17 protein-coding genes are annotated in these 21,965 nt (G+C 64.9%); 9 read left to right on the top strand and 8 right to left on the bottom strand.

Going from position 1 to position 21,965, the window contains the following annotated elements; translation table 11 throughout:
* The first annotated feature begins 54 nt into the window (after positions 1-54).
* The gene (locus VG320_RS26460) at positions 55-312 is read left to right on the top strand and encodes a hypothetical protein (RefSeq protein WP_327203030.1); all 258 of its coding nucleotides are present in this window, start codon (positions 55-57) and stop codon (positions 310-312) included.
* 56 nt (positions 313-368) lie between these two features.
* On the opposite strand, the gene htpG is transcribed toward VG320_RS26460, so the two are convergent.
* Both htpG and VG320_RS26450 read right to left on the bottom strand, forming a co-directional pair.
* Positions 369-2,276, bottom strand: a complete 1,908-nt coding sequence (gene htpG, locus VG320_RS26455; RefSeq protein ID WP_327203029.1) for a molecular chaperone HtpG — start codon at positions 2,274-2,276, stop codon at positions 369-371.
* A 163-nt stretch (positions 2,277-2,439) separates the two neighbouring features.
* Positions 2,440-3,924 carry a PLP-dependent aminotransferase family protein gene (locus tag VG320_RS26450; protein WP_327203028.1) on the bottom strand — a complete coding sequence of 495 codons (1,485 nt, stop codon included), beginning with the start codon at positions 3,922-3,924 and terminating at the stop codon, positions 2,440-2,442.
* A gap of 128 nt (positions 3,925-4,052) precedes the next feature.
* On the opposite strand from VG320_RS26450, the gene VG320_RS26445 reads away from it, so the two are divergent.
* The 6 genes from VG320_RS26445 to VG320_RS26420 all read left to right on the top strand — a co-directional run bounded on the left by VG320_RS26445 (position 4,053) and on the right by VG320_RS26420 (position 11,320).
* Positions 4,053-4,760: a VOC family protein gene (locus VG320_RS26445; protein WP_327203027.1), complete on the top strand. Its 708-nt coding sequence runs from the start codon at positions 4,053-4,055 to the stop codon at positions 4,758-4,760.
* 24 nt (positions 4,761-4,784) lie between these two features.
* Positions 4,785-5,693, top strand: coding sequence for a DMT family transporter (locus VG320_RS26440; RefSeq protein WP_327203026.1), 909 nt, complete (start codon positions 4,785-4,787; stop codon positions 5,691-5,693).
* A gap of 98 nt (positions 5,694-5,791) precedes the next feature.
* Positions 5,792-6,991, top strand: coding sequence for a PLP-dependent aminotransferase family protein (locus tag VG320_RS26435; protein ID WP_327203025.1), 1,200 nt, complete (start codon positions 5,792-5,794; stop codon positions 6,989-6,991).
* A 79-nt stretch (positions 6,992-7,070) separates the two neighbouring features.
* Positions 7,071-7,535, top strand: a complete 465-nt coding sequence (locus tag VG320_RS26430) for a RidA family protein (protein WP_327203024.1) — start codon at positions 7,071-7,073, stop codon at positions 7,533-7,535.
* An 83-nt stretch (positions 7,536-7,618) separates the two neighbouring features.
* Positions 7,619-8,515, top strand: a complete 897-nt coding sequence (locus VG320_RS26425) for a PhzF family phenazine biosynthesis protein (RefSeq protein WP_327203023.1) — start codon at positions 7,619-7,621, stop codon at positions 8,513-8,515.
* 444 nt (positions 8,516-8,959) lie between these two features.
* On the top strand, positions 8,960-11,320 hold the full coding sequence (locus tag VG320_RS26420) for a bifunctional diguanylate cyclase/phosphodiesterase (RefSeq protein ID WP_327203022.1): 2,361 nt from the start codon (positions 8,960-8,962) through the stop codon (positions 11,318-11,320).
* Between the two features lie 37 nt (positions 11,321-11,357).
* On the opposite strand, the gene VG320_RS26415 is transcribed toward VG320_RS26420, so the two are convergent.
* Genes VG320_RS26415 through VG320_RS26405 form a run of 3 tightly spaced genes read right to left on the bottom strand, consistent with a single transcriptional unit; the run spans position 11,358 to position 15,061 of the window.
* Positions 11,358-12,386: a histone deacetylase family protein gene (locus tag VG320_RS26415; RefSeq protein ID WP_327203021.1), complete on the bottom strand. Its 1,029-nt coding sequence runs from the start codon at positions 12,384-12,386 to the stop codon at positions 11,358-11,360.
* Between the two features lie 20 nt (positions 12,387-12,406).
* The gene (locus tag VG320_RS26410) at positions 12,407-13,666 is read right to left on the bottom strand and encodes a Zn-dependent hydrolase (protein ID WP_327203020.1); all 1,260 of its coding nucleotides are present in this window, start codon (positions 13,664-13,666) and stop codon (positions 12,407-12,409) included.
* 60 nt (positions 13,667-13,726) lie between these two features.
* Positions 13,727-15,061 carry an MFS transporter gene (locus tag VG320_RS26405; RefSeq protein ID WP_327203019.1) on the bottom strand — a complete coding sequence of 445 codons (1,335 nt, stop codon included), beginning with the start codon at positions 15,059-15,061 and terminating at the stop codon, positions 13,727-13,729.
* Positions 15,062-15,228: 167 nt separating this feature from the next.
* Here VG320_RS26405 and VG320_RS26400 point away from each other — a divergent pair, with 167 nt between their 5' ends.
* Positions 15,229-16,179, top strand: coding sequence for a LysR family transcriptional regulator (locus VG320_RS26400; protein ID WP_327203018.1), 951 nt, complete (start codon positions 15,229-15,231; stop codon positions 16,177-16,179).
* A 59-nt stretch (positions 16,180-16,238) separates the two neighbouring features.
* On the opposite strand, the gene VG320_RS26395 is transcribed toward VG320_RS26400, so the two are convergent.
* From VG320_RS26395 to VG320_RS26385, 3 genes are all read right to left on the bottom strand, one after another.
* Positions 16,239-16,697, bottom strand: a complete 459-nt coding sequence (locus VG320_RS26395; RefSeq protein WP_327203017.1) for a CopD family protein — start codon at positions 16,695-16,697, stop codon at positions 16,239-16,241.
* 238 nt (positions 16,698-16,935) lie between these two features.
* Complete coding sequence (parC, locus tag VG320_RS26390; RefSeq protein ID WP_327203016.1) at positions 16,936-19,251, bottom strand: DNA topoisomerase IV subunit A; 2,316 nt, start codon at positions 19,249-19,251, stop codon at positions 16,936-16,938.
* Positions 19,252-19,301: 50 nt separating this feature from the next.
* Positions 19,302-21,293: a DNA topoisomerase IV subunit B gene (locus VG320_RS26385; protein WP_327203015.1), complete on the bottom strand. Its 1,992-nt coding sequence runs from the start codon at positions 21,291-21,293 to the stop codon at positions 19,302-19,304.
* Positions 21,294-21,660: 367 nt separating this feature from the next.
* On the opposite strand from VG320_RS26385, the gene VG320_RS26380 reads away from it, so the two are divergent.
* Entirely contained in the window at positions 21,661-21,951 is a 291-nt protein-coding gene (locus VG320_RS26380) for a nucleotidyltransferase family protein (RefSeq protein WP_327203014.1), read from the top strand.
* Positions 21,952-21,965 lie beyond the last annotated feature (14 nt).

Raw genomic sequence — 21,965 nt, 5'->3', positions numbered from 1 at the left:
GTGTTGCCGCGCCGGGAGGCGAACACTGCCAGTTCAACTCAACAGGAGACTCGAATGGCAGAAAACAAAAAACGGACCTCGCAAAAAGTCGCCCATCTCGCAGCCGAAACCTTGCATGACAACAGGGCATCAGCGATCAAAAAGAGCCTGGCCGCCTCCGCGCTGGCACAGACGCATACCTCGAAGCAGACAGGCGCCGCGATGGAACATAAGGCCAGCGTCGTCCTGCACAGCAACAAGTATTCCGACGAGACCAAAACCCTCGCAGCCTCGGTTCTCGCCCAGTCCAGCAAGGATCGCAAGGCCAAATAAAAAACGCGCCGCTGGTTTCCCAGCGGCGCGTTTTATCGCGCTATCAACGGCTCAGCTTAACGAGCCAGCAACAACGCATTCGTACGCTTCACGAAGCTCGCCGGATCTTCCAGCGCGCCGCCTTCCGCCAGCAGCGCCTGATCGAACAACAGATGGCACCAGTCGCCGAAGCTCGCGCTATCCGTGTGCAGCGCCTTGACGAGCGGATGCTCCGGGTTCACTTCCAGAATCGGCTGCATCTCGGGCGCCTGCTGGCCAGCCGCCTTGAGCATGCGCTGCAGATAACCGCTCATGTCGCCTTCGTCAGCCACGAGGCACGACGGCGAATCGGTCAGGCGGAACGTCAGACGCACGTCCTTGGCCTTGTCCTTGAGCGCTTCCTTCATCTGTTCGACGAGCGGCTTGAGCTCTTCGCTCACCTTCTCCTGCTGCTCTTTTTCCGCGTCGTCGAGCGCGCCCAGATCCAGGTCGCCGCGCGCGACGCTCGCGAGCGGCTTGCCGTCGAATTCATTCAGGAACGACAGCATCCATTCGTCGACGCGATCCGTCAGCAGCAGCACTTCCACGCCCTTCTTGCGGAACACTTCCAGGTGCGGGCTGTGGGTGGCGGCCTGCCAGGTGTCAGCGGTGACGTAGTAGATCTTCGACTGCTCGGGCTTCATGCGCGCGACGTAGTCCGCCAGCGACACATTCTGCTCAGCCGTATCGTTATGCGTCGAGGCAAAACGCAGCAGCTTCGCAATACGCTCCTTGTTGGCGTGATCTTCGCCGATGCCTTCCTTGAGCACCTGGCCGAACTCGCTCCAGAAGGTCGCGAACTTCGCCTTGTCTTCTTCCTTCGCTTCGGCGTCGGTTTGCGCCGAGGCCATTTCTTCCAGCATCGACAGTGCGCGCTTGGTCACGCCGTCGCGGATCGCCTTGACGTCGCGGCTTTCCTGCAGGATTTCACGCGAAACGTTCAGCGGCAGATCGGCCGAATCGACCACGCCCTTCACGAAGCGCAGGTAATTGGGCAGCAGTTGTTCGGCGTCGTCCATGATGAAGACGCGCTTCACGTAGAGCTTCAGACCGCTCTTGTGATCGCGATTCCACATGTCGAACGGCGCGTGCGCGGGCACGTAGAGCAGCTGCGTGTACTCGCTGCGGCCTTCCACGCGGTTATGCGTCCAGGCGAGCGGGTTCTGGTGATCGTGCGCGAGGTGCTGATAGAACTGCTGGTACTGCTCGTCGCTGATGTCGCTCTTCGAGCGCGTCCACAGGGCGCTGGCCTGATTGATGGTCTCGAATTCGTCCTTCGTGACCATCTCGCTCTTTTCGGCGTCCCACTCCTCGCCCTTCATTTCGATGGGCAGGCCGACGTGATCCGAATACTTCTGGATGATGCTCTTGAGCTTGTACGACGAGAGCAGTTCGTCCTCGCCTTCGCGCAGATGCAGCGTGATGGTGGTGCCGCGTTGCGCGCGCTCGATCGTCTCGACCGAGAATTCGCCTTCGCCAGCGCTTTCCCAGCGCACGCCTTCGCTGGCCGGCAGGCCGGCGCGGCGGCTTTCCACCGTGATCTTGTCCGCGACGATAAAGCCCGAGTAGAAGCCCACGCCGAACTGGCCGATCAGCGCGGCGTCCTTCTGCTGGTCGCCCGAGAGCTTGCCGAAGAATTCCTTGGTGCCCGAGCGCGCGATCGTGCCCAGGTTCGCCACGGCTTCGTCGTGGCTCATGCCGATGCCGTTGTCCTCGATCGTCACGGTGCGCGCGGCCTTATCGAAGCCAACGCGAATGCGCACGTTCGGATCGTTTTCATACAGCGCGTTGTTTTCGAGCGCTTCGAAGCGCAGCTTGTCGGCCGCGTCCGAGGCATTCGAGACGAGTTCGCGCAGGAAAATTTCCTTGTTGCTGTACAGCGAATGGATCATCAGGTGCAGAAGCTGTTTCACTTCGGCCTGAAAGCTCCTGGTTTCTTGTGCCATGCCCGTTAGTCCTCTTTCGTTGCAGTTGCAGTGCAGATCAGTCGATTCGTACGTCGCGCGCGGGCGGAACTTATGTTCTCTGCCGCTCGCGACGCGTTGCCCGCCCATATAAGGGCGGCCCGCGTGTTTTCAAGTGGGGTTGGAACGCGTGCGGTCAGCTACATCAGCCGCGCCGCGCCACACCATCCAGATATCCGGCCAGAAAGCCCGGCAGCGCCGGATCGGCGCAGTTCGCGATGTTAAAGCGCATCCAGGTCGTGGGCGACTGGTGCGGCGAGAACAGGCTGCCCGGCGTCAGCAAAAAGCCCGCTTCGTGGCCGGCGGCGGTGAGCGCGTCGGCGTCCACGCCGGTGTCGGTCCACAGGAACATGCCCGCGCCGGGTGCTGCGAACAGCCTGCAGCCCGAGCGCTCCAGCATGCGCGCGGCCTTGTCGCGCACGGCGTCCAGCCGCGCGCGCAGGCGCTCGACGTGCCGCCGGTAGTGGCCTTCGGTGAGCACGCGAAACAGCACGCGCTCGTTGAGTTCGGGGCTTGTCATGCCGACCAGCATTTTCTGGTCGGCCACCGCCTGCGCCACGTCCGGCGCGCAGGCAATGTAGCCCACGCGCAGATTGGGCGCGAGCGTCTTGGAAAAACTGCCCAGATAGATCACTCGACGCAACTGGTCGAGGCTCGCCAGACGCGTGGCCGGGTAGCCCGATGGGCAGAGATCGCCGTAGATATCGTCCTCGACGACGATGAAGTCGTACTGCTCGGCCAGACGCAGGATGCGGAACGCCTGCGCCGCCGTGAGCGACGTGCCGGTGGGGTTTTGCAGCACCGAATTGATGACCAGCATCTTCGGCCGCCAGGTTTCGACCAGCGCTTCCAGCGCGTCGAGGTCCGGGCCGTCCGGCGTGTACGGCACGCCGACGAGGCGCGCGCCCTGCGAGGCGAAGCGCCCGAACATCTGGAACCAGGCCGGATCGCCGACGATCACCGTGTCGCCGGGCTGCACGTAAATGCGCGCAAGCAGGTCGATCGCCTGGGTGATGCCCGAGACCAGCACGATCTGCTCGGGCGTGGCGCCGATCTCCAGTTCGGCCATGCGCGTCTGCAATTGCTGGCGCAGCGGCAAAAAGCCTTGCGGCGACCCAAAGCCGAGCAGTTGCGAGCCGCTCTGGCGGCCCAGCGAGCGCATCGCGCCCGCCAGCAGTTCGCCATCGAGCCAGCGCGCGGGCAGATAGCCGAGCCCCGGCCCTTTTTCCGGATGCGTCGATTGGTGGAGCATGTTGCGCAACAGCCAGACCACGTCGATGGTCGGCGGCTGGGGCGGTTGCGCCGATGCCGCGCCGTCCGCGCCGCTTGCCGCGCGCCGCTCGATGGGCGTGACGTTCGCGACCGCCGCGAGCCGTTCGCGTACGAAAAACCCCGAGCCGCGCCGCGAATCCAGATACCCCTGGGCGACTAAACGCTCATAGGCTTCCACCACGGTAAAGCGCGACACGCCTTTGTCCAGCGCGAGCTTGCGGATGGAGGGCATGCGCATGCCGGGGCGGAACACGCGCTCCTCGATGCGGCGGCGGCCCCACTGCACGAGCTGGTCGACGAGCGTGACGGTGGCCGCGTCATGCGGGGCGGGAATCTGGTCGAGAGGGACAGACGACATGGCGGCTCCAACTGTACCGAACACTATCGGGCCGATTGTACCGTTACTGTCCGCGACCATACCGGTACATTTGATCGCACGCGTACCGGTATGCTTTCCGGTCCACCGACTTTCCCGCCCTCTTTTCCATGACTGCCACGCCGCTTCGTCTCGATCATCTCGTCGTCTCCGCCCGCACGCTGGAGGAAGGCGTCCAGTATGTCGCCGACAAACTCGGGGCGACGCCCACCGGCGGCGGCGCGCATCCGCTCATGCGCACCCATAACCGGCTGCTCGGTCTGTGGGGCGGCGTGTATCTGGAAGTGATCGCCATCAATCCCGGCGCGCGCAGCGCAACGTCGTCCCCATCACCCGGCCGCGCGCGCCTGTTCGCCCTCGACGATACGGACGTGCAGGCGCGGCTCGAAAAAGGGCCATACCTTTCGCACTGGGTCGCGCGCGTCGAGCCGCCCAAGGACCTCGCCCGCTGGCGCGCCCAGTACCCGCAGCGCATCCCCGAACTCGTGCCGATGACGCGCGGCGACCTTGGCTGGCAGCTGAGCGTGCCGCTCGACGGCTCGTTCCCGCAGTGGCAAGGCGCAGGCGACGGCATGCTGCCCTCGCTGATCCAGTGGGACACGCCGCGCCACCCGTCGCAAGCGCTCGAAGACACCGGCATCGTGCTGCGCTCGCTCACGGCGTATCACCCGCAAGCGCAAGCCTTGCGCGAGCAACTGGAATGGCTTGGCGCGGCCCATCTGATCAACGTCGAAGAAGCTTTAAGTCCTGCGCTTGCCGCGCAGTTCGAAACCCCGTCGGGAACGCGATCGCTCGGCGCGCCCCGCACTCTGGTCTGACGAGCGCGCATTACATTCATCACCATGAAAGCACGTGAAACCCAGGGCATGCTGCTCGGCCTCGTCGGCGTCATGATCTTTAGCCTGACCCTGCCGATGACGCGCATCGTCGTCCTCGAATTCCATCCGCTGCTCAACGGTCTCGGGCGCGCGCTCGCCGCCGCCGTGCCCGCCGCCATCCTGCTTTACGTGCGGCGCGAAAAGCGCCCCACCTGGCCGCAGGTCAAGAGCCTCGCCGTCGTTTCGCTGGGCGTGATCGTCGCCTATCCGGTGTTTTCTGCGTGGGCGATGAAGAGCGTGCCCGCCTCGCACGGCGCCATCGTCAACGGCCTGCAGCCGCTGGCCGTGGCGATCTACGCCGCGTGGCTCTCGCACGAGCGCCCGTCGAAGGCGTTCTGGTTCAGCGCGCTGATCGGCAGTGCGCTGGTGGTGGCGTTCGCGCTTCAGGCGGGCGGCGGCGCGCTGCATGCCGGCGACGCGTGGATGCTGGTGGCCGTGGGCATCGGCGCGCTCGGTTACGCCGAAGGTGCACGCCTCGCACGGCAACTGGGCGGCTGGCAGGTGATCTGCTGGGCGCTGGTGCTGTCCGCGCCGTTCCTCGTGCTGCCGGTCGGCTGGCTCGCGTGGGCGCACCACGTCGCGCATCCGGGGCCGGTTGCGCTCAAGACCTGGCTGGCGTTCGGCTACGTCACGCTGTTCTCGCAGTTCCTCGGCTTCTTCGCCTGGTACGCGGGACTCGCCATGGGCGGCACGGCGCGCGTGGGTCAGGTCCAGCTGCTGCAGATTTTCTTCACGATGGCGTTCTCGGCGCTGGTGTTCGGCGAGCAGGTTGCGCCCTCGGCATGGCTCTACGCTGCCGCCGTGATCGCCACCGTCGTGCTGGGCCGCCGCGCCGCGATCCGCACGGCCCCGGCGCCCGTGCGCGCCGCTTGAGCGGTTTTCGCGTCATAATCGAAGGTTTTCGGCGGTCCGAGGCTTCGCGCCTCGGGCCGCCACCAGACTCACTCGCCCGACCCTAAAAAGGAGACCCCATGGACCAGAGCGATCTCAAGGCCGCGCCCGCGTGGCAACTGTCCGAGCGCGCAATCAAGCTGACCAGCTCGGCGATTCGCGAAATCCTGAAGGTCACCGAACGGCCCGAAGTCATCTCCTTCGCCGGCGGCCTGCCCGCCCCGGCCAGCTTCCCGGCCGAGGAAATGCGCGCCGCCGCCGACCGCATCCTGCGCGACGATCCGTCGGGCGCGCTCCAGTACAGCGCGACCGAAGGCTATATGCCGCTGCGCGAATGGGTCGCCGAGCGCCACTCGGTGGGCGGCGCGAAGGTGCGCGCTTCGCAGGTGCTCATCACCACGGGCTCGCAGCAGGCGCTCGACCTGATCGGCAAGGTGCTGGTCTCGCCCGATAGCCCCGTGCTGGTGGAAACGCCCACGTATCTGGGCGCGCTGCAGTCGTTCTCGCTCTACGAGCCGAACTACGTGCAGGTGCCGACCGACGACAAGGGTCTCGTCCCCGAAGGTCTGACGCCCGAACTGACGGCAGGCGCGCGTCTGCTCTACGCCATCCCGAACTTCCAGAACCCGACCGGCCGCCGTCTGCCGCTCGAACGCCGCCAGGCGCTCGCGGCCTTCGCGCAGACCTCGCCGTTCCCGGTGATCGAAGACGATCCCTACGGCGCGCTCCTCTACGCGGGCGAGCCGCTGCCGACGTTGCACTCGATGGCGCCCGAGCACATCGTGCATCTGGGTTCGTTCTCGAAGGTGCTGGCGCCGGGCCTGCGCGTGGGCTACATCATCGCGCCCGAGGATCTGCACTTCAAACTCGTGCAGGCCAAGCAGGCCACCGACCTGCACACGCCCAGTTTCACGCAGCGCATCGTCTACGAAGTCGTGAAGAACGGCTTCCTCGACACGCATATCCCGAAGGTGCGCGCGCTCTACCGCGACCAGTGCGAAGCGATGCTCGACTCGCTCACGCGCAACATGCCCGAAGGCGTGAGCTGGAACCGTCCGGAAGGCGGCATGTTTGTGTGGGTCACGCTGCCGCAACAGATCGACAGTATGAAGTTGCTGGAAGAAGCGGTCGCGCAGAACGTGGCCTTCGTGCCGGGCGCGCCGTTCTTCGCGCGCGAGCCGCAGCGCAACAAGCTGCGCCTGTCGTTCGTCACGGTGCCGCCGGCGAAGATCGAAGAAGGCGTGTCCAAGCTCGCCAAGCTGATCCGCGCGCGCATGTGAAGCCTGCGCTTCTTGCGTACTGCATGCGTACATGAATTGACGACCAACCTGCGACCAACCTGTAAAAGGACTCCTGAACATGGCTGACATCAACATCTACGACCGCCTGGAACAGCTCGGCATCGAACTGCCGCAAGCGGGCGCGCCCGCCGCCGCTTACGTGATGAGCGCGCAGAGCGGCAACACGGTGTACCTGTCGGGTCACATCGCGAAGAAGGACGGCAAGGTGTGGGCCGGCAAGCTCGGCGACTCGCTCTCGACCGAAGAAGGCAAGGCCGCCGCACGCTCGATCGCGATCGACCTGATCGCCACGCTGCACGCCCACACGGGCGACCTGAACAAGGTCAAGCGCATCGTGAAGCTGATGAGCCTCGTGAATTCGACGCTCGACTTCACGGAACAGCACATCGTCACCAACGGCGCATCGGAATTCATCGCCGATGTGTTCGGCGAGAAAGGCAAGCATGCGCGCTCGGCGTTCGGCGTCGCGCAGATTCCGCTCGGCGCGTGCGTCGAGATCGAGCTGATCGCCGAAGTCGAGTAAGCGCTCACCTCGTAGTGACATCGGGCCGCGCCGCAAGGTGCGGCTTTTTTTCGTCCTCGTTTTTTGTCTCGCTATTGCCGATCATGACTCTACGCAGCGTCCGCTTCAAACAGGTCGACGTGTTCACGTCGCAACCCTTCAAGGGCAATCCGCTGGCCGTGATTTTCGACGCCGACGCGCTCGACACCGCGCAGATGCAGGCCATCGCGCGCTGGACCAATCTGTCCGAGACCGCCTTCCTGCTGGCGCCCAGCGACGAACGCGCCGACTATCGCGTGCGCATCTTCACGACTCAGGGCGAGTTGCCGTTCGCGGGCCATCCGACGATTGGCTCGGCGCACGCGTTCCTCGACAGCGGCCGCACGCCGAAGACGCCCGGCCGGCTCGTGCAGGAGTGCGGCGCGGGTCTTGTCGAACTGGCGCAACAGGTCGAAGGCAACGCGGGCGAACCGGCGCAATGGGCGTTCGCCGCGCCGCCCGCCACGGTGACGCCGCTGCCCGCCACACAGTACGACGCCCTGCGCGTGGCGCTGCGTTCGGATGCAATCGAGTTCGAAGCGCAGCCGTGCGGCGTCGACAACGGTGCGCCGTGGATCGTCGTGCGTCTGAAATCGGCGCAGGACGTGCTCGCGCTCGACATCGACTATGACGCGCTGGCGGTGGTGGCAGCGGGCGTGGGTGGGCAAGGACTCGCGGCCTACGGCCCGCATGACGCGAGCGGCCCCGCCACGTTCGAAGTGCGTTGCCTGATGACGGGACTCGGCAAGGGCGAAGATCCGGTGACCGGCAGCGCCAACGCCGCCATCGCCCTGCTGCTCGCGCAGCAAAACCGCCGCCCGGGCGAGCGCTACACCGTGCGCCAGGGCACGGCGATGGGCCGCGACGGACGCGTGTCGGTGAGCTACGACGATGCGGCGGGCAAGATCTGGATCGGCGGCGCGGCGCTTACCGTTGTCGATGGCTCGATCCAGCTCGCATAGGTTTGCATAAGCGCGCACGCAGCGAACGCTACATCCATGCATTATCGGCATCGGGGTAACTCCCCGCCCTGACGCCGCGTTGCCCCTTCTGGCAACACCCGGCACGCCTGTTGCCCCTTGCGCCGCCGCCCGCGCCATGCTTTTTGCGCCTGGCGGCGGCGCTATGCCGGCCTGCGCGTCTATGCGCGGCACATCAAGCGCTGACAGACTTGCTCCCCCAACTCGCGTATACCCGAGGGGGCACCGCTTCCTTAATCATTCCCCAACCATTAAGATCAAAACATCGGACGCAAAAGACGCATCCGACCTGACGATTTTTTCCGCGCGTCCCGCGCACTTTCCGTAGCCGTTTCGCATCCCGATGCCGCCGATCCAACCGAGCGCCTTATTGTCGTCCCGGCCGCCGCATCTGCGGCGCGGCAACCCGCATGCGCGGCGGACCAGATGAGCACGAACTGGCGCCCCTTCTCGCGCGACGCGAGCCTGCGCGGCGCGCCCGGCCCTGCCTATACACGCCCACGCACGCTACTCGCGATCCCGCTGCTGGGTGTGCTGGTGCTGGTGCTGCTGTGGGCCGTGATCTTCACGCGCCTGTCGGTCGAAAAGGAAGCCACGCTGCGCGAGGCGACCGCCTCCGCCGCGATTCTTTCCGCGGCGCTCGAGCAGCACACCGTCAAGGCGATCCACCAGGTCGACCAGATCACGCGCTTCGTGAAGTACGAGTTCGAGAAGACGCCCGATCACTTCAACCTGGCCACCACGGTCGAAAAAGGCGTGGTGCAGAGCGACTCGCTCGTGCAGGTGTCGATCATCGACGAGCACGGCAAGCTGGTCGCCAATACCGCCGATCCCAATCCCAAGCCCATCGACCTCTCGGACCGCGAGCACTTCAAGGTTCACGAGCACGAGAACGACGATCAGCTCTTCATCAGCAAGCCGGTGCTGGGCCGCATCTCGGGCCACTGGACCTTGCAGATGACGCGCCGCCTCAATCACCAGGACGGCTCCTTCGCGGGCGTGGTGGTGGTTTCGGAAGACCCCGGCTACTTCACCAGCGACTTCTACAACAACGCGGCCATTGGCCGTGACGGCGTGATCGCCGTGATCTCGGACACCGGCGCGGTGCTCGCGCGCCGCACCGGCAACGCCGACCGCGCCGCCGGCGCGTTCTCCGCCAGCGGCGTCTATCCGATCTCGGAACACGTCTCCGGCACCTATGTCGATCCGATCGACCATGTGACCCGCATCGTCTCGTACCGCCATATCGACGGCTATCCGCTCGCGGTGCTGGTGGGTCTTTCGCAGGCCGAAGAATTCGCCGACTACAACCACACGCGCGACGTCTATCTGATGATGGCGACGTTCATCTCGCTGGCCATGCTGTCGTTCTTCGCGGTGGCGACGGGTCTGATCGGCAAGCTGCTCGGGCGCGAGCGCGAGATGTCGCAACTCGTGCAGTACGACCTGCTCACCGGTCTGCCCAACCGCTACGCCACGCTGCAGCGGCTGCGCCACGAAGTCTCGCAGCCGGGCAATCTTGGCCGCCTGGCGATTCTCTTTATCGACCTCGACAACTTCAAGACCGTCAACGACACGCTCGGCCACAACGCAGGCGACATCGTGCTGCAGATGAGCGCCGCGCGTCTGGCGGACGCCGTGGGCGGCGCGGGCACGCTCGCGCGCATCGGCGGCGACGAGTTCGTGGTGATCGTCAAGGGCGACGAAATCGAGAAGCGCGCCAGCACGCTCGCGGAAACCACCAACGCCGCCTTCACGCATCCGTTCGACGTGCGCGGCAGCGCCTTCGTGCTGCATGCGAGCACGGGCATCGCGCTCTTTGCCGTGGCGCACGAAAGCGAAATCGACCTGCTCAAGAAGGCCGATCTGGCGATGTACGCCGCCAAGGAAGCGGGCCGCAACTGCTTCCGCTTCTACTCGCCGCAGCTCGCTCATCGCGCCGATCATCTGATGAAGTGGGAGCAGCAACTGCGCGTGGCGCTGGCCGAAGGGCAACTGTTTCTCGCCTATCAGCCGAAGATCGATCTGCGCCGCCGCTGCATCACCGGCTTCGAGGCGCTGGTGCGCTGGAACCATCCGCAGTACGGCCTGATTCCAGCCAGCGAATTCATTCCGGTGGCCGAATCGACCGGGCTGATCGTGCCGGTGGGCGACTTCGTCATCAGCACGGCCTGCGCACAGCTTGCGCTGTGGCAGCAGCAAGGCTTCGAGACGCTGTCGCTGGCGATCAATATTTCGGCGGTGCAGTTCTGGCGCGGCGATCTCTACGAAACCATCTCGCAGGCCATCGAGGAAACCGGCATCGCCGCGCACAAGCTCGAACTCGAAATCACCGAAACCGCGATGATGGAGTACCCGGAACTGGTCTCCGAAAAGATCTTCGCGCTCAAGCGCCTGGGCGTACGCATCGCGCTCGACGACTTCGGCACGGGCTATTCGTCGTTGTCCTATCTGAATCGCTTTGCGGTAGACACGCTCAAGGTGGACCGCTCCTTCGTGCAGGCGATTCCCGGCGACCGCAGCGTGTGCGTGATGGTCTCGGCGATCGTCAATCTGGCGCGCTCGCTGGGCCTGACCGTGGTGGTCGAAGGCACCGAAACCGAGGAGCAGATCGCCTGGCTCGCAGCGCTCGGGCCGATCGAGGCGCAGGGCTTCCTGTTCTCGCGGCCGGTGCCGGTGGAAGGCGTGCCGGCCCTGATCGAGCGCTTCGGCGTGTGCGGCGCCTCGTCTGACGATGCCGTAGAACACCGCAACGAACGCCTGAGCGACGCGCAACAATCGCGCTAGAACAAGGCAGTGCGCGTGCCGCACTGCCCTGCCACGCTTATTTCGACCTTGCGCCCGTGAAGCCGCCGAAGAACGCCCGCGCATTGTCTTCGAGGCTTTCGAGGTGATACCCCCCTTCCTGCACGATCACCGATGGCAGATCCAGCGCGCCAATCGCCTGACCGAGCTTGCCGAAACCTTCGGTGCTGACCGCCACCTTCGACTGCGGATCGTCCTTATAGATGTCGAAGCCGAGCGCGAGCACCAGCGCATCGGGTTCGAAGCGTTTGAGCACGCGCAGCGCCGCCTCCACCTGCTCGAAAAACTGCGCTTCGCTCGCACCGTGCGGCATCGGCAGATTGACGTTGTAGCCCTCGCCTTCGCCCGCGCCGCGCTCTTCCTCGTAGCCCGCCACGACCGGATAGAAGTTGGTCGGATCGCCGTGGATCGAGATATAGAGCACGTCGTCGCGGCCATAGAAGATTTCCTGCACGCCCTGGCCGTGATGCATGTCGGTATCCAGGATCGCCACGCGCTTGAAGCGGCTGCGCAAGGACTGCGCCGCGACCGCCGCATTGTTCAGGTAGCAGAAGCCGCCCGCCGCATCCGCGCGAGCATGGTGGCCGGGCGGACGGCTGATCGCGTAACTCTCGCGCGCGCCTTCGTTCACGCAGTTCGCCGCCGCCAGCGCGCTTTGCGCCGACCAGTAGGCCGCGCGCCACGTATTCGCGCCCACCGGGCAACTGCCATCGGCGAGATAGCGCGCCGCCTGGGCCAGCACGCCGCGCAACGGGTTGGGTTCGCGCACGAAGATGTTCGACATCACTTCGTCGCCCCAGTCGTCGGGCATGCGCTTCCAGTCGGCGTGGGCTTCTTCCAGGAAGCGCAGATAGTTCATATCGTGCACGGCCGCTAGCGGCGCGGTGCCGAAGTCGGCGGGCTCGCGCACGTCGAAGTCTAGCGAGCGCGCTGCAGCAACCAGACGCGTGGCGCGTTCGGGCACTTCCTGGGGCTCGCGCATCTGGCCACGCGACAGATAGGTGCGCGGATGGTGCAGCAGTTGTTCGGGGTGAAACCACGTCTTCATAGTTGGTTCTCCTTGCTGTTTCAGGCGGCCACGGCCTGCGGCACCCGCACGCCCGCGCGCGCGGCCACGGCATTGAGCAGCACGTTGGTGCCCGCCGTTACGTCCTCGGGCAGCGCGTCTTCGGCTTCGTTGTGCGAGAGGCCGTCTACACACGGAATGAACACCATCGCCGTCGGGCAGTAGCGCGCGAGGTGAATCGCGTCGTGGCCCGCGCCGCTCACGATGCGCTCGTTCGAGTAGCCCAGGCGTTCGACCGCATCGGCCACCAGCGCGACGCAAGCCGGATCGAACGGCGTGGCCGGGCTGGTCCAGCAATGCGCGATGCTCACACCCAGCCCGCGCGTGCCGCCCACCGCCGCGCAGGCCGCGCGCAGATCGCGCTCCATTGCGTCGAGCTGGGCATCGTCGGGGTGACGCAGATCGACCGTGAAAGTCAGATTGGCGGCGATGGTGTTGCGCGACGAATTGGCGATCTGCATCTGGCCAATCGTCACCAGACCCAGCGGCGCGTAACGCGCCATCACGCGCTCGATTTCCAGCGCCATCTGCGCCGCGCCGAAAAACGCGTCCTTGCGATAGCGCATCGGCGTGGTGCCCGCATGCGCGGCCACGCCCGTCACGTGGACGTCGAACCAGCGGATCGCCTGGCCGCCCGTGACCACACCGATGGTCGTGCCATTGGCTTCCAGGATCGGGCCTTGTTCGATATGCGCTTCAAAATAGCTGTCGACGGCCACGCCCTGCACGGGCCGCGTGCCACGCGCGCCGCAGGCGGCGAGCGCCGCGCCGAGCGTCACGCCGTCGGCGTCCTCGCGCGCAAGGGCGTCGTCGAGCGTCATCGCGCCCGCAAACACCGCCGAGCCCAACATCGCGGGCGTAAAGCGCGCGCCCTCCTCGTTGGTCCAGGAGCAGATTTCGATGGGTTTTTCAGTCGTGGCGTTGACGTCGTTGAGCGCGCGCACCACTTCGAGCGCCGCCAGCACGCCGTATACGCCATCGAAGCGCCCGCCTTCCGGCTGCGTGTCGAGATGGCTGCCCATCAGCACGGGCGCGGCCTGCGCGTCGGTGCCCGCGCGGCGTGCGAACAGGTTGCCGACTTCGTCGGTCCACACCGTCATGCCCGCCTCGACGCACCAGCGCGCGAACAGCTCGCGCCCCTGGCGGTCTTCTTCGGTAAGCGCGAGACGGCGCACGCCGCCGCCCGCCGTCGCGCCAATGCGCGCCATTTCCGTGAGGCTCACCCACAGACGCGGGCCGTCGATTTGCAAAAGGTCTTTCATCGGTTCTTCCGTTTCGGTCGAATAGTCGGAGTAGTCGGTTTCAATTCGTCGAGGCGAAACTCAGTGCGAACTGAGCGCCCGGGTCGCGGCTTCGTCGTGCGCGTGCTGGCTGCGGCGCGCGTCGAGCGCGACGATGCACAGCAGCGAGATCCCCGCGAGGCCCGTATAGAACACGGCGAGCGGCCACCACTGCCCCGCATAGCGATGCGCGAGCCAGGTGCCGATCAGCGGCGTGAGGCCACCCGCGATCGCGCCGCACACCTGGTAGGCCAGCGAAATCGCCGAATAGCGCACGCGCGTGGGGAAAATGCCCGACACAAAGCCCGCGATCACCGAGTAGTAGCTGGCCATGCAGACCACCGCGATGGCAATGCCGATCACCATCGGCACGACATGGCCGCTTTGCACCAGCACGAACATCGGATACGGCGAAAGCATCGCGCCGATGGCGGCGATCTTGAGAAAGCGCGCGCCGCCCAGACGCTCGGCAAGCCAGGCCGCGAGCGGCTGCGAGAAGAACTGGATAAACGCGACGATAAACAGGCAGTCGAGAATCATCGAGCGCGTGATGCCGACGTACTGCGTCGTGTACGCGATCATGAAGGTGTTGGTGAAGTACACGCCCGCGATGCCGATGGTGTTCGCGCCAATACACAGCAGCACGAGGCCCCAGGCCGAGCTGAACACTTCGGCGATCGGCAGTTTGGCGGTGCGGCGCTGATCCTTGAGCTTTTCGAACTCGGGCGATTCGTTCACGCCCAGGCGAATCATGATGCCCACCACCAGCAGCACGGCGGAAATCAGGAACGGCAGACGCCAGCCCCACGAGAGGAAATCCGCCTTGTCGAGCGACGTCACCGAGCGGAACGCCAGCAGCGACAGAATCAGGCCCGCAGGTGAACCCAGTTGCGCGAACGAGGCGAAAAAGGTGCGGCGGCCTTCGGGCGCGTGTTCGCCCGCCATCAGCACCGCGCCGCCCCACTCGCCGCCCACGGCGATGCCCTGCACCACGCGCAACAGCACCAGCAGCACGGGCGCCAGCGCCCCGACCTTCGCATACGAGGGCAGCAGCCCGACGCACACGGTCGCCACGCCCATCATCATCAGCGTGGTCATGAGGGCCTTCTTGCGGCCGATCCGGTCGCCCAGGTGGCCGAAAATCACGCCGCCGAGCGGGCGCGCGAAAAAGCCCACCGCGAAAGTGGCGAACGAAGCCATGGTGCTGACGAAGCGGTCTTCCGACGGGAAATACAGCTCGCCAAACACGAGCGCGGCGGCCGTGGCGTAGATGTAAAAGTCGTACCACTCGATCATGGTGCCGATGAACGCCGCAGCGGCGGCGCGCACAGGCTGCCGGGCGGCAGGGGCGGATTGGGGTGTGGCTGGGGTGGCCATGGGTGAGTCTCCTTCGGGGCGCGTGCAGTATTGATTTTCAGGCGTGGTCGACGCGCTCTGACAGCGCATTCGCCATGCATCCTTTATCGCCAGCCAGAAAACATTAGTCAAATTTCGAGTTATTATTCTCCGCATAAATATGGCTAATACCTTGGGCGAAATCACTCATGCGCGCCGACACCACCCGCTTTCTCAACGACCGGCTTGACTGGAATCTGCTGCGCACCTATCTGGCGATCATGCAGGAGCGCAGCCTGAGCCGCGCCGCCGCGCGCCTGTACGTGACGCAGCCGGCGGTGAGCCAGGCGCTCAAGCGGCTGGAGGACACGCTCGGGCGCAAGCTGATCGAGCGGCGCGGCCCGCATTTCGTGCCGACCCAGGCGGGCGAAGAGGTTTATCGCATCGCCAATGACATCTACGGCAACATCTCGCGGCTTGAAACGGAGCTGGACGAGCGCACCGCCGACATCACCGGCTCGATCCGCCTGCTCACGGTGAGCCGCATCGAATCGCCCGTCTACGACGAGTTCCTCGCGGAATTCCACGTGGCCTACCCGCGCATCGATCTGCAAATCGAAGTGATGCGCTCGTCCGACATCATTTCATCGCTGCTGCAGAAGACCGCCACGGCGGGCCTGAGCCTGTGCCGCACGCCCATCGACAAGCTGGAAATGCGCTGCTTCCTGCGCCAGCGCTACGCGATTTATTGCGGCCGCCATCACCGGCTGTTCGGCCTGTCGCAACTGACGATGGAGGATCTGCTCGCGGAGAATTTCGTGTCGTTTACGAGCGACCAGATTGGCGACAGTCTTTCGCCGCTCACGGTGTTTCGCGATCAGCGCGGTTTTACGGGGCGCATCGTGGCGTCGTCGCCGAGTCTGGACGAAGTGCGGCGGCTGATCTTCGCGGGCTACGGCATCGGCTGCCTGCCGGAACACATCGTGAAGGACGATCTGGCGCGGCAGCGCCTATGGCAGTTGCCGCCGGAGGAAGGTCTCGCGGACGTCGATATCCACTTGCTGTGGCATCGCGAACGCAAAATGAATGCGGCCGAAGAAGCGTTCTTCGACGCGATGGAGCGCTGCATGCAGCGCTATGCGCTCGCGCAGCGGCTCTAAAGACTCAAGAGGCCGCCGCGCGAACGTTGCGCGTGCAACGAGAAGCGAAAATATTCCGCTTAGTACCCACGCGCCAGCACCGCGACCCCAATCGTCACGACGCCCAGCACAAGATTCACCACCACGAGGCGGCGCATCGTGCCCACGGCGCGCGCGCCGTCGGGCCACTTCTGCGCCTGCACAGCGCGGCGGATGCGCGGAAACAGCGCAAAGCGGATATGGCCGAAGATCAGCATCATGATCACGCCCAGGCCCGCCATCGCGTGCAGTTGCCAGGTGGCATGGCCGCCGCCGAACTGCATCAGCAAAAAGCCGCCGCTCAGCAGGATCGCGATGATGGCGATACCCACCCAGTTGAAAAAGCGGCCAAACACCGATTCGATGAGCGGCAACCGCAGTTGCGGCGAAAGATCCTCGATCGCGGGGCGCAGGCAGAAATGCGCGAAGATCATGCCGCCAACCCACACGGCGACGCTCAGCAAATGCACAAACAGCGCGATTTCGATCGCGTGACCCATGCTGGTAATTCCTCGTACGTAAAAGTATCCGGCGCGAGCGCCCATGGCCTACGTGAATCGCACGGACATTTCCATACGAGTCACATGAAGCGCGCGGCATTATTTCATGCCGCTGGATGCTGCGTGCCGGATGTGTGCACGCCACATTGGGCGTGCGCTGGCTGGCGAAGCGACCGGCCCTGCTTCATCAGAAGGACAGAGCCGGTCTGGCTGGCTGCGTGCTGAGCCGATGTAGCGCTTAGCGCGGCAGCACCGGACGCATGCCGGTGATGACCTTGAGCTTCGAGTCCGGCGCGCGGCCCTTGCGGGCACGCTTGCCGATCTGCGGCGCGAGCACAGGGCCCGCCATCAGGTCTTCGCCCGGCTTCTGGGCGCGACCCGTGCCTTCGAGCACGACACCCGACGCGTTGATCGCCAGCGCCTGCACCAAGGTTTCCTTGTCTTCGAGCTGCATCAGCGTAACGCCACGGCCGCCGCCCGAGAGCGTCTTCATCTCGTCGAGGCCGAACACCAGCAGACGCCCGCCCGACGACAGACACGCCACCTGGATCGCGTCCGGCACCATCGGCATCGGCGTGAGCGGCACGCTGCCTGCGTCGATCGTCATGAAGGCCTTGCCCGCCTTCACGCGGCTGACCATGTCACCAATCTTCGCGATAAAGCCAAAGCCGTTGCTCGACGCCAGCAGCAGCGGCTGCTCAGCGCCCGCTGCGAAGTAATGCAGCAGATGCGAACCGGCTTCCAGCTCGATCAGCGACGTGACCGGCACGCCGTCACCGCGACCGCCCGGCAGTTGCGCCACGGACACCGAATAGACGCGCCCGTTGCTGCCCCACGCGATCAGCGTATCGGGCGTGCGGCACTGGAACGCCGCGTACAGACCGTCGCCGGCCTTGAACGTGAAGCTCTGCGTATCGAGCCCGTGGCCCTTGAGCGCACGCACCCAGCCCTTCTGCGACACCACCACCGTGACCGGATCGTCCACCACGCGCACTTCGAAAGTCGCGCGCTTTTCCTGCTGGATCAGCGTGCGGCGATCGTCGCCGTACTGCTTGGCGTCGGCTTCGATTTCCCGGACGATCAGGCGCTTCATCGACGATTCGTTGGCGAGCAGTTCTTCGAGCTTCGCCTTCTCTTCGCGCAGTTCAGCCAGTTCCTTCTCGATCTTGATCTTCTCCAGCCGCGCCAACTGACGCAGACGAATTTCAAGAATGTCCTCGGCCTGGCGCTCGGACAGACCGAACGCGCTCATCAGCGCCGCCTTCGGCTCGTCCGCCTCGCGGATGATGCGAATGACTTCGTCGATATTGAGGAAGACGATCATCCGCCCTTCGAGGATGTGGATGCGGTCGTCAACCTTGGTCAAACGATGCTGCGTACGGCGCGTGACCGTCGCGAAACGGAAGCCGATCCACTCGCCCAGGATCTCGCTGATGCCCTTCTGGCGCGGACGTCCATCGGCGCCGATCATCACGAGGTTCAGCGACGCGTTCGATTCGAGGCTCGTATTGGCGAGCAGCGAATTGACGAACTCGCCCTGATCGATCTTGCTGGTCTTCGGCTCGAACACCAGACGCACGGGCGCGTCCTTGCCCGACTCGTCGCGCACGGCGTCCAGCAGGCCGAGCATGGTCTGCTTGTTCTGCAACTGCTCGGGCGTGAGCGTTTTCTTGCCGAGCTTGAGCTTCGGGTTGGTCAGCTCCTCGATCTCTTCGAGCACCTTCTGGCCCGACGTATTGGGCGGCAGTTCGGTGACGACGAGTTGCCACTGCCCGCGCGCGAGATCCTCGATCTTCCAGCGAGCGCGCACCTTCAGGCTGCCGCGGCCCGATTCATAGGCCGCCGCGATTTCCGCTTCGCTCGAAATGATCTGGCCGCCGCCCGGGAAATCCGGCCCCGGCAGACGCTCCATGATTTCCGCATGCGAAAGCTTCGGATTCTTGATCATCGCCACGGCCGCCGTCGCCACTTCGCGCAGATTGTGCGAAGGGATTTCGGTGGCCAGACCGACCGCGATACCGGATGCGCCGTTGAGCAGCAGCATCGGCAGGCGCGCGGGCAGCGTCTTCGGCTCCTGGAAGGAACCGTCGTAGTTCGGCATGAAATCGACGGTGCCCATGTCGATTTCGTCGAGCAGCAGCTTGGCGATGGGCGTGAGGCGCGCTTCCGTGTAACGCATCGCCGCCGCGCCGTCGCCGTCGCGCGAACCGAAGTTGCCCTGACCGTCGATGAGCGGATAGCGCATCGAGAAGTCCTGGGCCAGACGCACGAGCGCGTCGTAGGCCGACTGGTCGCCGTGCGGGTGATACTTACCGAGCACGTCGCCGACCACGCGCGCCGACTTCACGGGCTTGGCGTTGTCGCCGAGGCCCATTTCGTTCATCGCGAACAGGATGCGGCGCTGCACCGGCTTCTGGCCGTCGCAGACGTCGGGCAGCGCGCGGCCCTTGACCACGCTCACCGCGTAGTCGAGGTAGGCGCGTTCCGCGTAGTGGCCGAGCGTGAGCGTGTCGCCACCGTCGGCGCCAGTCGCTTCAACAAAAAGATCGTCCATGTTTCAATTAATCCGTAGTCTGGTGTGGGCGGGTGTAGGTGAAGGCGGCGTCAGATGTCCGCTTCGACTTCGTTGCCCTTCTCTTCGAGCCACGAACGGCGCGAGGCCGCTTCGCCCTTGCCCATCAGCATCGTCATGCGCGCAACGGTAGCCTCGTAATCGAGGTCGCCGAGCACGATGGGCGACAGGCGGCGCGTGTCGGGATTCATGGTGGTGTCCCAGAGCTGTTCGGCGCTCATTTCGCCCAGGCCCTTAAAGCGGCTGATGGACCATTGCGTGTCGCGCACGCCGTCCTTGCGCAGCTTGTCGAGAATCGCTTCGAGCTCGCCTTCGTCCAGTGCGTAGAGCTTCTGTGCGGGCTTCTTGCCGCGCGCGGGCGCATCGACGCGGAACAACGGCGGACGCGCCACGTACACGTGGCCGCGCTCGATCAGCTGCGGGAAATGCTTGAAGAACAGCGTGAGCAGCAATACCTGGATGTGCGAACCGTCGACGTCTGCGTCCGAGAGAATGCAGATCTTGCCGTAGCGCAGATTCGAGAGATCGACGGTGTCGTCCGGGCTATGCGGATCGACGCCGATCGCCACCGAAATGTCGTGCACTTCGTTATTGGCGAACAAGCGGTCGCGCTCGGTTTCCCACGTGTTCAGCACCTTGCCGCGCAGCGGCAGGATCGCCTGATATTCCTTGTCGCGGCCCATCTTGGCCGAACCGCCCGCCGAATCGCCCTCGACGAGGAACAGTTCGTTGCGCGCGATATCGGTCGCTTCGCAGTCGGTGAGCTTGCCGGGCAGCACCGCCACGCCCGAACTCTTGCGCTTTTCGACCTTCTGGCCCGCGCGGGTGCGCGCCTGGGCCTGCTTGATGACGAGATCGGCGAGCTTCTTGCCGTGCTCGACGTGCTGGTTGAGCCACAGTTCGAGCGCCGGACGCGTGAACGACGACACCAGCTTGACGGCGTCGCGGCTGTTCAGGCGTTCCTTGATCTGCCCCTGGAACTGCGGATCGAGCACCTTGGCCGACAGCACGAACGAGACGCGCGCGAACACGTCTTCGGGCAGCAGCTTCACGCCCTTCGGCTGGAGATTGTGCAGCTCGACAAAACTCTTGACCGCCTGGAACAGGCCGTCGCGCAGACCGCTTTCGTGCGTGCCGCCCGCGGGCGTGGGGATCAGGTTGACGTAGGACTCGCGCGTGAGCGTGCCTTCCTCGCACCAGGCCACCACCCACGCGGCGCCTTCGCCTTCGGCGAAAGTGTCGTCGTTGGTGCGGCCGTCGGCGTAACGCTCGCCTTCGAACAGCGGGATCAGCAGGTCGGCGCCGCCCATGCCTTCGAGCAGATAGCCGCGCAGGCCGTCTTCATACTTCCAGCTCAGGCGCTCGCCGGTTTTCTCGTTGATGAGTTCGACTTCGACGCCGGGCAGCAGCACCGCCTTCGAGCGCAGCAGGCGTTGCAGTTCGCCCAGCGGCAGATTGGGCGAGTCGAAATACTTCGGATCGGCCCACGCGGTCACGCGCGTGCCGGTTTTCTTTTCGTCGCGCGCGGCGTTGCGCACGGTGAGCGGCTTGACGACGTCGCCATGCGAAAAGCCGAGTTCGGCGACCTTGCCATCGCGCCAGACGGTCACGTCGAGCTGCTTCGAGAGCGCATTGGTAACCGACACGCCCACACCGTGCAGGCCGCCCGAGAACGTGTAGGCGCCGCCAGCGGCCTTGTCGAACTTGCCGCCTGCGTGCAGGCGCGTGTAGACGATTTCGACGACCGGCACCTTTTCTTCGGGGTGCAGGCCGAACGGGATGCCGCGGCCATCGTCCTCGACGGACACCGACTGGTCCGCGTGCAGCGTGACGGTGATGCGTTTGCCGAAGCCGCCGAGCGCTTCGTCCGAAGCGTTGTCGATGACTTCCTGGATGATATGCAGCGGATTCTCGGTGCGCGTGTACTTGCCCGGCCGTTGCCGGACGGGCTCGAGGCCCTTGAGCACCTTGATCGACGCTTCGCTATATCCAGCGTTTGCAGCGTTTGACTTCTTCGTTGACATGGTGATCCGCAGGGAGTTGTCCGCGCGCTTGTCCACAGAGGCTGTGGACATCTGCGGGGAAAACGCGTTGAGTGTTCAAAAAAACCGTGACGAAACAATGGCGTGGACGGACTGCTCGCCAAAGCGACAAGCGCGGCGCGCCAGCCCGGTAGGCCGTATTCGCGAGGTATTGTACTGATTTGGGACCGCGCGGCAATTTGTGGAAGGGTCGGCCGTTCGGCCAGCAGGCGCCGCAAGACGCGACTCGCGTAGAATGGGCCGCTTGTGGCAGGGGGTTTGGAGCAGATTGCCGTGGTGTCGTTAGCGGTAATTTAGCGGTCTGTTCGTTGCAACGTTTGCTCGAATACCCGAAAAATCTGGAGCCGTCATGAGACCATCCGAAGCTTTACGCGCGCATCGCGCGGAAATCCGTGAGATCGTCGCGAGCCATCACGCGACGAATGTACGCGTGTTCGGCTCTTCGGCCCGCGACGAGGACGATGAGGATAGCGACCTCGATCTGCTGGTTGATCCGACGCCGGAAACTACATTTATCGATCTCGCGCAAATCCAGTTGCGACTGGAAACGCTGCTGGGTGTGCCGGTCGATGTACTGACACCGAGAGCGCTGCCGGAAAAGTTCCGCGCCCGGGTGGTAGCAGACTCGGTGCCAGTATGAGAAAGGAAGATCTG

The sequence above is a fragment of the Paraburkholderia sp. genome (assembly GCF_035948235.1).
Lineage (GTDB): Bacteria > Pseudomonadota > Gammaproteobacteria > Burkholderiales > Burkholderiaceae > Paraburkholderia.
This window is presented reverse-complemented; position numbering and strand designations above follow the sequence as displayed.